The 13,631-nt window shown below is 34.1% G+C and carries 10 protein-coding genes; 1 reads left to right on the top strand and 9 read right to left on the bottom strand.

Translation table 11 applies throughout. From position 1 onward, the window contains the following. Positions 1–11: 11 nt before the first annotated feature. Genes LN736_RS06370 through LN736_RS06360 form a run of 3 tightly spaced genes read right to left on the bottom strand, consistent with a single transcriptional unit; the run spans position 12 to position 2,560 of the window. Positions 12–989, bottom strand: coding sequence for a beta-ketoacyl-ACP synthase III (locus tag LN736_RS06370; protein WP_150358365.1), 978 nt, complete (start codon positions 987–989; stop codon positions 12–14). Then, on the bottom strand, positions 982–1,458 hold the full coding sequence (locus LN736_RS06365; protein WP_150358366.1) for a MarR family winged helix-turn-helix transcriptional regulator: 477 nt from the start codon (positions 1,456–1,458) through the stop codon (positions 982–984). Before LN736_RS06365 ends, LN736_RS06370 begins: the two co-directional genes overlap by 8 nt. A 4-nt stretch (positions 1,459–1,462) precedes the next feature. After that, entirely contained in the window at positions 1,463–2,560 is a 1,098-nt protein-coding gene (locus LN736_RS06360) for an NAD(P)H-dependent flavin oxidoreductase (RefSeq protein ID WP_179978194.1), read from the bottom strand. A gap of 698 nt (positions 2,561–3,258) precedes the next feature. On the opposite strand from LN736_RS06360, the gene LN736_RS06355 reads away from it, so the two are divergent. Beyond that, complete coding sequence (locus LN736_RS06355; protein WP_150358476.1) at positions 3,259–4,623, top strand: nucleobase:cation symporter-2 family protein; 1,365 nt, start codon at positions 3,259–3,261, stop codon at positions 4,621–4,623. Positions 4,624–4,718: 95 nt separating this feature from the next. Here the strand turns inward: LN736_RS06355 and LN736_RS06350 are convergent, their stop codons facing one another. From LN736_RS06350 to LN736_RS06325, 6 genes are all read right to left on the bottom strand, one after another. Beyond that, positions 4,719–5,480 (bottom strand): sulfite exporter TauE/SafE family protein, encoded by a 762-nt coding sequence (locus LN736_RS06350; protein WP_150358475.1) that lies wholly within the window; start codon positions 5,478–5,480, stop codon positions 4,719–4,721. Positions 5,481–5,588: 108 nt separating this feature from the next. Continuing rightward, entirely contained in the window at positions 5,589–6,173 is a 585-nt protein-coding gene (locus LN736_RS06345; RefSeq protein ID WP_150358474.1) for a TetR/AcrR family transcriptional regulator, read from the bottom strand. Positions 6,174–6,342: 169 nt separating this feature from the next. After that, positions 6,343–7,671 (bottom strand): putative aminohydrolase SsnA, encoded by a 1,329-nt coding sequence (gene ssnA, locus LN736_RS06340; protein WP_150358473.1) that lies wholly within the window; start codon positions 7,669–7,671, stop codon positions 6,343–6,345. A 24-nt stretch (positions 7,672–7,695) separates the two neighbouring features. Continuing rightward, positions 7,696–10,716: a putative selenate reductase subunit YgfK gene (gene ygfK / locus LN736_RS06335; protein ID WP_150358472.1), complete on the bottom strand. Its 3,021-nt coding sequence runs from the start codon at positions 10,714–10,716 to the stop codon at positions 7,696–7,698. Positions 10,717–10,834: 118 nt separating this feature from the next. After that, positions 10,835–12,031, bottom strand: coding sequence for a knotted carbamoyltransferase YgeW (gene ygeW, locus LN736_RS06330; protein ID WP_229981233.1), 1,197 nt, complete (start codon positions 12,029–12,031; stop codon positions 10,835–10,837). A 132-nt stretch (positions 12,032–12,163) separates the two neighbouring features. Further along, entirely contained in the window at positions 12,164–13,516 is a 1,353-nt protein-coding gene (locus LN736_RS06325) for an 8-oxoguanine deaminase (RefSeq protein ID WP_268253789.1), read from the bottom strand. Between the last annotated feature and the right edge of the window lie 115 nt (positions 13,517–13,631).

Below are 13,631 nucleotides of genomic sequence, written 5' to 3'. Positions count from 1 at the left end.
CCTCTATGAATTTATAATACCTCAATCATAATTCCTCCATAGGTTAATCCTCCTCCAAAGCCTATAATGAGAATTTTATCCCCTCTTTTTACTAAGCTTTTTTTATATACTTCATCTAAAGCTATCCCAATGCTGGCAGCCGACGTATTACCGTAAAGATCCAGATTGGTATAAAATTTATTTGAGTTTATCCCTAATTTTTTAGCAGCACATTCTATTATTCTATAATTGGCCTGATGTGGAATTATATATTTGATTTCTTCTAGATCACAGTTTGATTCATCAGCCAGCTCCTGCACTAACTTTACCAGAACTTTCACTGCAAATTTAAATATCTCTTTTCCATCCATGCTCACCGTACTTTTATTTAAGTACATTTCATTTCCGGATAAAAAATTATTTACCGGTACTGCCGGGCAGATTAATGCCCTTCCCTTGCTGCCATCCGAACCTGTTTTTATGGAGAGTATCCCCTCTTCTTCTCCCTTTCTTAAAACAACAGCTGAAGCACCATCTCCAAATAAGATGCAGGTATTTCTATCCTTCCAGTCAATTATCTTGGAAAGAGTTTCGGCTCCTATAACAAGTGCCGTATTAAACCTTCCTGTTCTTATAAACTGTGCAGCTGCATCTATTCCGTATATAAGCCCCGAACAAGCTGCTGATATATCAAAACAAGTTGCATTAACTGCCTTTATATTTTTTTGTACTATACAGGACGTTGATGGTATAAAATTATCTGGAGTAGCTGTAGCTAATATTATAAGTTCTATATCACTTACTTCTATTTTTGCAGATTTTATGGCATTTATTGCAGCCTTCGTAGCCATATCTGAAGTATCCTCTCCTTCTGATATCCTCCTCTGCTTTATCCCCGTTCTACTTATTATCCACTCATCACTCGTATCTACCGTATGACTCAACTCATTATTATCCACAATTTTAGAAGGTACATAACTTCCTGTACCTATAATTTCAACCTTATTCATTATTCTTCTCCTTCAATCCGGATTTAAGATTATATTTTGATCTAAAGAAATTATTTAGCTTTTCCAGTGATTCAACCAAAACTTTCTCTTCCTGCTCCGTCAATCCTCTTATGGTTTCCTTAACCATATCGGAGTGAAATTTTTGATGGACTCTAAAAGCCAGTTTTCCTTTTTTTGTCAATTTTATAAATACAATCCTTCTGTCATGCTCGCTGCGTTCCCTTATAACGTATTCTTTTTTTACCAGATGATTTATAGCCGTAGTTAAAGTGCTGAGGGTTATATCTAATTGACAGGCTACTTCTGTCATAGTTCTGGGTTTATACATACCTATAGCTTCTATGGTATGTACTTCTGTAATAGATAGATCTTTAAATATGGAATATTGAAGAGATTTTTGTTCTATTGCTAAAATATCATTAAAAAGATCCACCAATAATTCATTTACAATATTTATACCCTTGTTCATCAAATCACCACTTTAACAAATTTACTGCTTTATCATTTACATATAGATCCTCTGCTTCTGTAATAAGTTCCCCTATAAGTTCTTTAACCTTAACTATCTTATCTATTCTGTAGGCGTTGCTTCCAACAAACACAAGTCCCTTTTCTATTTTCCCCCTGACTGAATTAATTAAAGCTTCAGATATACAATAGGGGGTCTTATTGGGATCACATTTTTTTAAGCAATTGTAACATTTACAGGGTACAATTCTATTTTTTTCAACTTCTTGTATGAACTTATTTCTCAAAGCTCTTCCAGGAAGGCCTACAGGACTTTTTATTATCTTTATATCCTCTTTTCTCGAGTTTATATATGCTCTCTTAAAATTTATATGTGCATCACATTCTTCAGTAGCCACAAAACGACTTCCCATCTGAACTCCACTTGCCCCTAATCTTAAAAACCTTACAATATCCCCTCCCGTATAAATACCGCCTGCTGCTATTACTGGAATATTTTTTTCACATTTTAACGAATTCACAGTTTTAATGACATCGCACACTATATCATCCAAATGCTCTTTCCCTTCTTTAAGCTGTTCTAGATGAAATCCCAAATGTCCTCCTGCTTCTGGTCCCTCCACTACAATTGCATCCGGTATTCTATTATATCTTTTAATCCAGCTTCTTATTATAATAGAAGCTGCTTTCCCTGAAGAAACTATAGGTGCCAGCTTAACATCACTCCCTACCGCAAGTCTAGGAAGACTAAGTGGAAGACCTGCACCTGATATAATTATATCAACCTTTTCTTCTATAGAAGTTTTTACCATATCTTCATAGTCACTTATGGCTACCATGATATTTACTCCAATTATACCTTTAGGAGACAACTTCCTGGCTTTCCTTATTTCCTTTCTCAAAGCTCTGATATTCGCTTCCTTGGTATTTGTTTCAAAATCTGGTTCTCTGTATCCTATCTGCACTGTAGAAATCACGCCAATACCACCTTCATTTGCCACTGCCTGTGCAAGCCTATATCCAGAAATACCCACACCCATACCGCCTTGAATAATGGGTATAGTAGTTTTCAAATTTCCTATAATCAATGGAGGTAATTTCATATAACTCTCCCCTTTTAAATTTTTGATAATCAAATATTTTGATAATCAAAGTATATATTAAAAAATTAAAGCTGTCTATAGTTTTTATCAATAAAATCAATATTTTTTCCTATTTATGTATAAATTATTTTACAAATATATTTTCAAAATTGTTTAAAAATATATTATTTAAACAATAATTTCATTGCTAAAATATTGACAATATTTTTTTAATATTGTATGATCAGAAGTAATAACTTATTGACTAACTAGTTAATTAATTTTATTAAAATTCTTTTACTCTTATGGAAATTCTTTTATATGCTACATTTATATTAGAATTGCCATTTTAATAATAAATATCAAATAACCATTAGGTTCAAGTAGAATTCATGCATAAACAGAGTTCTTTGCTTCAGGTAGGGTTTTTGACACCATCTGAAGTTTAGAAATCGTTATCCAGGGGCGTAGCTGCCCTTATCTGTCACTTATAGAAGTGGCAGTATTAGAGCAGGTAGCTATCGGATAAAGAATGCTTTTCCTATATGAACCTTAGAAAAACTTATCTAGGCACATATTTAAATATCAGCGTTCTATTTTGGTAGATTTTGGTTATTACCTAAAATTACCATTAATTGATATTTACTCCTTTCACTTTGAACTCTGTAATAAATATGGTAGCCCTTAGATAAAGATTATATTTTAAAGGAGGACTATACATGACAGAAAAAGATGTAAAAAAAGTAGACAAAGTAAATCAAATGCTGCCAATTCCTCAACTCGCCACTTTAGGACTTCAACATGTACTTGCTATGTATGCAGGTGCTGTAGCAGTACCTTTGGTAATTGGCAGCTCTGTAGGGCTGACTCCACAACATCTATCGCTTTTGGTAGCCGCAGATCTATTTACCTGTGGTATCGCAACTTTACTACAAGCTATTGGTATTGGAAACTTTATAGGAATAAGACTTCCCGCAATTTTGGGATGTACATTTGCAGCAGTTGGTCCAATAATTATTATCGGTAAAAATTTTGGAATGCAAACGGTTTACGGAGCTATAATAGTATCAGCTATATTTATGTTTCTGGTCGCTCCACTATACGGGAAAATATTGAAGCTCTTTCCCAATGTAGTAATAGGAACTGTCGTAACTATGATCGGTCTTTCATTAATCAATGTAGGCGCTACCAGTATTGGAGGTGGCAGTGGTGTAAAGGATTTTGGAAATATAAAAAATCTTTTATTAGCTGGATTTGTAATCGTTATAGTTTTATTATCAAATAAATACTTAAAGGGATTTTTTCAATCCATATCTATCTTAAATGGTATTGTGATTGGTACTATAGTAGCATCCTTCATGGGTATGGTTGACTTTTCTGTAGTCACAAACGCTAAATGGCTGAGCTTTGTACATCCATTCAGTTTTGGTATACCTAAATTCAACATAGGTACAATAATCATGATGTGTTTTGTAATGCTTACAGTAATGATTGAATCCACCGGTACCTACCTTGGAATAGGTAGGGTCTGTGACAAGGATATAAGTGAAAAGGATATTGTTCGTGGAATAAGAGCAGAGGGTATTTCCTCACTTTTAGGTGGCATATTCAATTCATTCCCCTATACTACATTCAATCAGAATTTAGGTCTTTTAGCTCTGAGCAGGGTAACAAGTCGTTTCGTAGTAGTGGCTTCTGGTATCATCCTCATTGCTCTTGGATTAATTCCGAAATTCGCCGCTTTAGCTACTATTATTCCTCAGCCTGTTATAGGAGGAGCAACTATCATAATGTTTGCAATGGTTGCCGTTGCAGGTATTCAAATGCTTTCTTCCGTAGACTTCAACAAAAATTCAAACATGCTGATAGTTGCCTGTTCTATAGGATTAGGTCTTGGAGTAACTATGGTTCCAGATTTATTAAAAAATACTCCTCAGATATTTAATTCCATATTCAGTAGTGGAATTGTAACAGCAACTGTAACAGCTGTAATTCTCAACGCCTTTTTAAATCACGGACATCATGAAAGCGCCGTCAAAAGCAGTAATAATTCACAGAATATAAAAAATACTGAAATTAAATAAACTAATCTATGTATTTAAAGAACTGCCTAAAAATACTTTAAGGCAGTTCTTTTTATATTATTGTAAATCGGATAAAAATACATAATCTCTCTTGATCAAAATAAAAGTAAAGTACCTGCTGTAATAGGTACTAAAATCATTGCAGTTTTTAGTATAGGTACAGGAACCCGCCTTGTAAGTTTGGCACCTATATAAGATCCCATCATTGTACCTGCTACCACTTCAATCAGCAAATGAATGTTTAAATATCCCAAATGATAATATCCAGCTCCACCAGCTAAAGCTATGGGAACGATTACCATCATGGTAGTTCCAGCAGATTCACGTATTGACATTCCCAGTATAAACATTAAACCAATTTGGATGAAGGAAGCAGAACCTATACCACACATACCTGAAATAGCACCAGTAATCAAACCTATGCTGCCGCATGATATCCAGAATTTCACTCCATGAGGTAAGTCACCAGACTTATCTATATTTGCATAGTTGCGTGAAACTATAAACATACGGATCCACAAGACCACCGCTGACAAGTACAACATTCCAGAAGTAATCCATTTCAATTTATCAGCCGGTATGAAGTATGAAAAATTAGAGCTAGTCCACGCTCCTATTGCACCAAATAGTCCAACTGCAATCCCAACTTTCAATACGGCATTTCCCTCTTTATAGTGGCTTAAAGAACCCGAAATGGATGAGAAAATCATTGCTGCAAGGGCTGTTCCAAGAGATGTATGGATTGGATAATGGAATATTACAGTTAGAATTGATATTATGAATCCTGAACCTCCCGCTCCTACAAATCCTAAAATAGCACCTGTTATAAACATAACTACTATAATTTCTAGTGTCAATTAAAATTCCTCTTTTCCTATGATAAATTAATGCTTAAAAATGGAAATGAGCTTAAATTCACATAAGATAACCCGCACTCATTTCCAAATTATATATTATAAATAATTCTACTTTTGAAAAATTTCATCAAATATGAGCTTTTCCGCTGCATTAAAATATTTATCCAGATCAAATTTCCCCTCATCTATAAGATATTGTAATGAACCACCCAGCATTAAAGATACCATTATAAACGGTAACATATTTTTGATTTCATCATTCACTTTTTCTATGGATTCACCTTTTTCCAATATTTCATTTACATTATTTCTCCATATGTTAAAGGTATTCTGAAATTTTTTTCTTATCTCTTCATTTACTGTTCCCTGGACCCAGTAGTCAAATTGAATATATTCCAATTCTTTTCTATTCATAATTTCATCTTTTTTCTGATCAAAAAGACCCTTAATATTCTCTTTAGCATCTTTATTTTTTAAATCAATATAATTTTTACGTAAAGCAGAAAATTTTTCTTGTACCTCATCTAAAAGTGATGTCATTATGTCATTTTTAGTGGCAAAATGATAATGTAAATTACCCTGGCTCATTTTAGCCTCTTCAGCTATCATATACATACGTGTTCCACTTATTTTTTCCCTGGATACCACTTTCATAGCAGCATCTAGTATCTTTTTTTTTATATCTTTTGTCATATTATCAATAACCTCTCTTCTCTTAACAAGTTACACATTAAATGAGTTCGACATTTAACAATAACTCCATATACTCCAAATTTTAAAGTAAAATGAATTTAATTTCAACATAAAGATAAATTCCGGCAAAAATTTATCTTACCGGAATTTATCTTTATAAAATCAATTTTTAGAAACGCTTCCAAAGGTTATTTGCAAGTTCACGGCTCTTTGCCATAATACCTTCCTCATCAATATCAATAAGTTCTCTGTCTTCCATAATGACTTTTCCATTTATAATAGTTGTATCTACACATTTCCCATTAACACCAAACAGCAGATGGCTGTTGACATTATCTTTATTGATAGGAGTAGGTGGATTATAATCAACTACAATTACATCAGCTAATGCTCCCTCTTTCAATATTCCTACCTGTCCATCGATAAATCTTTCAGTTATCTTCCTGTTGTTTTCAAACAACATATTTGGTATTTCCGTATACGCCACTGTTGAATCTTTTTTTACATGTTTATGAATAAGATTTCCGACTTTATAGGATTCCATCATATCTGTAGTATACCCATCCGTTCCAAGTCCAAGTAATATTCCTTTTTTATACATCTCAAGTACAGGAGAAGCTCCCACTGCATTTCCCATATTGGACTCCGGATTATGGACTACTATGGCATTCTTCTTTTTGATTAGATCAAGTTCTTTCTCAGCCACATGAATACAATGCACCAAAATAGTCTTATCACAAAGCACCCCCGCATCATACCATCTCTCTACAATTCCCTTACCATATTTAGCTTTTGAATCTATCATATCTTGAACGCCTTCACCAGTGTGAATATGAAATCCTGTATTCAGACCTGAAATAGCATTTAAACATTTTTCTAAAGTTTTATCCGATATTGTCATGGAAGCGTGAAGTCCAAACATAGCTTTTAGCATATCATCATTTTTACGGTTGCAATACTTAATAAACTCTACATTCTCAGCAATACCTTCATCAGCTATCTTTTCTCCATCTCTATCAGAAGTTTCATAGCACAAATTACTTCTAATCCCTATCTTCTCCGCAGCTTCAGCAATTTTAAACAAACTTCCTCTAACTGCATGTGCACTGGCATGATGATCAAAAACCGTTGTCACTCCATTTTTTACTTCATCTATCATGGGAACTATGGCACTGTAATACACATCTTCCAGTGTGAGAGTCCTATCCAGTCTCCACCATAGCCCTGTAAGTATATCAACTAAATTCTTAGCAGGTGGGCTGTCATTGGCCATGCCTCTAGCAAAAGTACTGTAATAATGCATATGAGTATTTATAAATCCCGGCATAATGAGCCTATTTTTTGCATTTATAAATCTGGCATCATCGTATTTTGTCCTCAAATTCTCTGTGGTTCCAACCTCCATAATTTTGTTCCCATCAATTGCAATACAACCATTATCTATAATGGGTCTGATTTCATCTCTAGTAATAACCTTGCCATTTCCAACAAGATACATTTATCCTTCCTCCTAACCTATAAATTATTTTAACATATAATTATATTTCTTCATGCAGGTATTAATTATGGATTCCATCTCCTTTGAAACAACATTCTTATCCCCAAGTATATAATCGGTAACCTGTCCATTTTCTTTTCTAACTTTAAATAGAGACTTTTCCCTATCCAATATGACAAAGCCCTTATTTGTACTATTTTCAAAATCTCTCACTGACCAGAAAAGAGTCACTTTATCTTTGTAAGGGTTACCATCGTAAGGGCAGAAGATACCACAATTTCCACACTCATTACACATTCCATCTACATGTAAAATCTGATGTTTGGACTCGAAATTTTCTTCAACTTTGATCAGTACATTGGCCCTGTTCGGACACACATCAACACATAATTCACAAATATGGCTGCAAGCAAGACATCTTTCCGATTCATATTCTTCGCAGACAGGATCTCTAAGTATTCCCTTTTTGTTATATAATTCTTTTATATCTAAGGAAATATTTTTATCTGCAAAATCATTATTTAGGTTTTCCCTTGTCAATATATTTTTAGCTATTATCTTTCCATCCGCTATAGCACTTACAATAGTAGATGGTCCTTTTTTAACATCTCCTGCCACATATACTTTTGGGATACTGGTTTCACAAAAATCATTTATCTCAGGAAATCCTCTGTCATTCAATTTTACTCCATTACTGGACAATAGGTCCGTATCTATTTGTTCTCCCACTGCAAAAATAACTGTATCCGCCGGTAGTTTTTTAATTTCCCCTGTTACCTCGGGTCTCCTCCTACCCGAGCTGTCCTTTGAGCCCAATTTCATTACATCACAGACAAGTTCACCTTTTCTCACAGCTTTAGGTGAGAGGAGTTCTTTAAACAGAATGCCTTCTGAGCTGGCCAATTTCAATTCTTCCAGTGTAGCTGGCATGTATTTTCTCGTTCTTCTATAAACTATGGATACATTCTCAACGCCATATACTCTCTTGGCAGCTCTAGCAGAGTCCATTGCGACATCGCCGCCTCCGATAACGCAAACATGCTTTCCTAATCTTATGCTTTCTTTTTCTGATTTGAATTTTTCCAGAAATGCCAGGGCATCAACTACTTTCTCCTTTCCTTCCTCTAGTGATATCTTCCCAGGCTTCCATGCACCTGTTGCAATCACTATATAATCGTATTCTTTCTTCAATCTATTTATATCAAAAACTCCGTCTATACCAAATTTAAATTTTACTCCATGCTTTTTAACCAATTCAAAATCCTTCCTAATCATATCTGAAGAAATTCTGAATTCCGGAATTACATATTCTACTATACCATAAGGCTTTTCCCTTTTATCCATTACCGTTACATCAATGCCATTTCTTCTGAGAAATGCAGCTGCTGAAAGTCCTGCCGGACCTGCACCTATAACTGCCACCTTTTTATTACTCTTCAATTCTACCGGTTTGATATTCTCCACATACCTATCTTGAGAATTTATCACTGCTATTTTCTTCATATTCCTAATGAGCACAGACTCGTCATAATCAAGCCTTGTACATTTATACTGACAATTATGATTGCAAATTGTACCTGTAATTGCTGGAGATGTATTGTCTTTTGCAATTATGGAAAAAGCTTCGTCATACTTTTTCTTTCCTACCAAATTCACATATTCAGGAATTTGCTGATTTATAGGACATCCTATACTGCAAGGCGCTATGGCACAATCATAAATTGGAAGTTCTTTAGAAATCTTTCTGCTGTCCACCGTTCTCAATTCTTTGAGATGATGTTTGTCCTTTAATGAATGTTTCGCAAGTTCCTCCAATTGAATCACATTAATACAGGAAATGCTTCCTTTAAGCTGTCCTTCCACTTTTTTTGCCATCTGGGTTATTCTCTCGTATCCACCTGGTTTTAAAATAGTTGTAGCAAATGTAATCGGTTGTATACCTACAGCTAAAATTTTATCTACATTGAAGAAATCAACTCCTCCCGAATAAGATATCTGCAAATCCCCATTAAATTCTTTAGACAATCTGCTTGCCAGAGTTATCGTAAGTGGAAAGAGAGCTCTCCCGGACATATACATTTCTTCACCTGGAAGTTCGTCATTTACTATTTTAACTGGCAGTGTATTGGTTAATTTTACTCCTATTTCCAGATTCAATTTTGATGCCTTATCCTTCAATCGCCCCAACATAGCTATTCCATCGGCATATTGCAGATCTTTTGTAAAACTGCTTGAATTTAATTCTATATAATCATAACCCATTTTATCAAAGGTATTTTTGACAAATTTCTCTCCCAACAAAGTAGGGTTCATCTTTATAAATGTATTTAAATGCTTTTCCTCAAGAAGATAATTCGAAATCTTTTCTATTTCTTCAGGGGGACATCCATGTAAAGTAGACAATGTAATAGAAGAACATATAGTAGAATCTATATTATCTAAATCTTTTTCGCTAAATTTCTTAAATAAATTCATATTTAAAGAAAGTACTTGTTTACATTCTTTCCATATTTCCGTATTGACAGCATTTCTCATTCCCTCGATATAGGCATCTATTTTAGGAGACTTTATGCCTTTTAGATCATAACCCACACTCATATTGAACATAAAATCCCTTTTTTCACTTAAATCAAGCTCTTTCATTAGAACATGAAGTAAAAACCACGCCTTTATATATTCATTAAAAGCTTCCTGAACCTTCAATTCAGTAGACCATTCAACATTGTAACCTTCGTCCTGAGCATGAATACATGGTTTTGCTACAGGCAAATCCTCTCCATCTATAACTTGTACTGTTTTTAGTTCAATAAAACGGCTTCCTGTCAAATATGCCGCTATAATATTTTGAGCAAGTTGAGAATTAGGACCTGCTGCCGGTCCCAAAGGTGAAGATAATTTTTCATTAAATATTACAGCAGATTTGTGTTCTTTATTTTTATAAAATTTGCCTTTATGAATTCCGAATATAGTGCCATTTTCATTTAATTCTGTAATGATCCAATTAATCATTTTTTCAAAAGAAATGGGGCACATTCTATCACTCATTTTTCATTCTCCCTCCAAACAAAATAAATTTTCAATAACATCTCATAGATTATTTTGACATTATATGAATTGAGTGTCTCAAAATAAATTTGAGTCACTCTTTAATGTAATCTGTTCTTTACTTTCCTAAAAATCTAGGTACATTTGAATTCAAAAGCTTATTAAGTACCTCAATTGGATTTTTAACCTTACTGAGCATTATCATTGCTGCAATAATATATGGCTTATATCCAGCTTGTTTATATAGTGGATCACGATAGCGATCAAATACCGAAGCCGCTACTTCTCCTTCTTTACAGCTCACACCGCTTATATCTGCTGGAAGGCAGTGCATATAAAGAGCTTTTCCACTCTTGGTGAGTTTCATCATATCTTCAGTGCATTCCCACTCTTTGTGTTTAGCATTTTCTGCCAATAGTTCATTTTCAAGAACTTTTATCTCATCAAATTTACCTTCTCCATATAAGTTGGTTCTTTTTTTCATAGCAGCAAAGGATGCCCAACTCTTAGGGTAAACAACATCAGCATTCTTAAATGCTTCTGTCATTGAATTAGTTTTAACAAATTTACCACCACTCAGTTCTGCATTTCTCGCAGCAACCTGTTCTACTTCCGGCATTAGATCATATCCTTCTGGATGAGCCAGAGAAACTTCCATACCCATTCTTGTCATTAATCCTATGATTCCCTGCGGAACTGACAAGGGTTTCCCGTAAGAAGGTGAATACGCCCATGTCATTGCTATTTTTTTACCCTTAAGATTTTCTATGCCACCAAAATAATGTATCATATGCAATAAATCTGCCATACACTGAGTTGGGTGATCTATATCGCACTGAAGATTTACAAGAGATGGACGCTGCTGCAATACGCCGTCTTCATAGCCTTGTTTAACCGCATCAGCTACATCATGCATGTATTTGTTGCCTTTACCTATGAACATGTCATCTCTTATTCCTATAACTTCAGCCATAAAAGAAATCATATTTGCCGTCTCACGTACGGTTTCACCATGTGCAATTTGAGATTTAGATTCATCTAAATCCTGTACTTCAAGTCCAAGTAAATTACAGGCACTGGCAAAACTAAACCTTGTTCTTGTGGAATTGTCTCTAAATACTGAAATACCAAGTCCACTTTCAAAAATCTTTGTGGAAATATTATTTTGTCTCATTTCGCGAAGAATATCGGCCACTGTAAACACGGCTTTAAGTTCTTCATCTGTTTTCTCCCATGTTAGGAAAAAATCATTATTGTACATTTTTTCATAATTCAAATTTCCCAGTTTTTGAATTAAATTTTTAATTTCAGACATAATTACCCTCCTAATTTTAAATTCATTTATGAACTTATAGAAATCCACGCTAAAACGGGAACTAAATTTTATTAAATATTTGATTAACTAGTTAATTAAATATTATAATAATATACTTACTTTGTCAATATTCTAAGACTGTTTTTTCAACATATGAATTGCAATTTTATTAGCCTCTCTAAAAACCTTATCACAGTCAATTGTCAGAATTTTTCCATCCATTGATACAACTTCCCCATTCACTATAGTCATTTTAGTAAAACAACTGTTACCAAGACACACCAAAGATATCAATGGATCATGACAACCAGCATATTCAATTTTGTTCAGATCAAATAGTATAATATCAGCTGCTTTTCCCACAGCCAATCTTCCTGTATCCGCTCTTCCCAGTACATCAGCTCCTCCTCTAGTAGCAATTTTCAATATGTCGTATGCACTCAACCCATAATTACCATATTTCAAATGATTTAATAAATATGCTCTTTTTACTTCCTCCCACATATTGGAACCATCGTTACTTGCACTTCCATCTACTGCAATGCTCAATTTTCCTGATGCTTTTACAATATCAGTAGTTCTGCAAATCCCACTTCCCAATTTCATATTTGAAGATGGACAATGAGCTATACCAGTTCCCTTTAAATTGCTGATTTCTCTATCATTTAAATATATACCATGTGCAAACCACACGTCTGAGCCAATCCATCCAATATCTTCCATGAGCTCAAAGGGTCTTCTCCCGTATTTTTCAATACAGAATCTTTCTTCATCCTTGGTTTCAGCTAAATGAGTATGCATCATAACTCCCAGTTGTCTCGCCAATTTTCTCGTCTCTATCATTAAATCTTTAGTCACAGAAAATGGAGAACATGGTGCAAACGCTATTCTAATCATAGAAAAGTCCTTTGGATCATGATATTCATCAACTAACCTATTACAATCTTCTAATATTTTATCCTCTTTTTGAATAACACTTATAGGAGGCAGCCCTCCTTTATCTTTTCCCAAAGACATTGAACCCCGGGTGGCATGAAATCTAATTCCTATTTTACGTGATGCTTCTATTTCCATATCAATTAAATTCTCAGGCTGATCAAATGGAAAAACATAATGCTGATCTGAAGTCAAAGTACATCCTGTTCTTAAAAGTTCGCTGAATCCTACCATGGCACCATAATAAACTGCTTCTGGGTTTATATTCTTCCAATAACTATAGAGCTTTGTAAGCCAGGGAAAAAGTGGCTGCTCTTGTACTTCCTTAATTCCCCTAAACAAACTTTGATATAAATGATGATGAGTATTTACAAAGCCCGGAAGTGCCACAAGTCCTGTGCAATTTATTTCTTCACATTCATGATCTGGTAAAATATTTCTCCCCATTTTTATAATTTTAGATCCTTCAATAAGAATGTCGCAATTTGTAAACACATTATCTTTATCATCGAAAGTATACACAGTACTGATATTTTTAAGAATTATCATTTTTATTTTCTCCCCTGATCCATTATAATAAAACCTTTACATATAGATAAAATATACATTCTGAATTCAGTATTATTAACAATTAGTTAAGAAAAATCTGAATATTAAATTAACT

The organism is Clostridium aromativorans (assembly GCF_020908015.1).
GTDB lineage: Bacteria > Bacillota > Clostridia > Clostridiales > Clostridiaceae > Clostridium_B > Clostridium_B aromativorans.
The sequence above is the reverse complement of the archived record's forward strand: the minus strand, read 5'-3'. Positions and strand labels throughout refer to the sequence as shown.

What these genes read in the sequence shown, in the direction of transcription:
- LN736_RS06345 (WP_150358474.1), bottom strand. Translation starts at nt 6,173, where the DNA reads ATGACAAAAGATATAAAAAAAAAGATACTAGATGCTGCTATGAAAGTG.
- ssnA (WP_150358473.1), bottom strand. Translation starts at nt 7,671, where the DNA reads ATGTATCTTGTTGGAAATGGCAAGGTTATTACTAGAGATGAAATCAGA.
- LN736_RS06325 (WP_268253789.1), bottom strand. Translation starts at nt 13,516, where the DNA reads ATGATAATTCTTAAAAATATCAGTACTGTGTATACTTTCGATGATAAA.
- LN736_RS06360 (WP_179978194.1), bottom strand. Translation starts at nt 2,560, where the DNA reads ATGAAATTACCTCCATTGATTATAGGAAATTTGAAAACTACTATACCC.
- LN736_RS06355 (WP_150358476.1), top strand. Translation starts at nt 3,259, where the DNA reads ATGACAGAAAAAGATGTAAAAAAAGTAGACAAAGTAAATCAAATGCTG.
- LN736_RS06365 (WP_150358366.1), bottom strand. Translation starts at nt 1,458, where the DNA reads ATGAACAAGGGTATAAATATTGTAAATGAATTATTGGTGGATCTTTTT.
- ygfK (WP_150358472.1), bottom strand. Translation starts at nt 10,716, where the DNA reads ATGAGTGATAGAATGTGCCCCATTTCTTTTGAAAAAATGATTAATTGG.
- ygeW (WP_229981233.1), bottom strand. Translation starts at nt 12,031, where the DNA reads ATGTCTGAAATTAAAAATTTAATTCAAAAACTGGGAAATTTGAATTAT.
- LN736_RS06370 (WP_150358365.1), bottom strand. Translation starts at nt 989, where the DNA reads ATGAATAAGGTTGAAATTATAGGTACAGGAAGTTATGTACCTTCTAAA.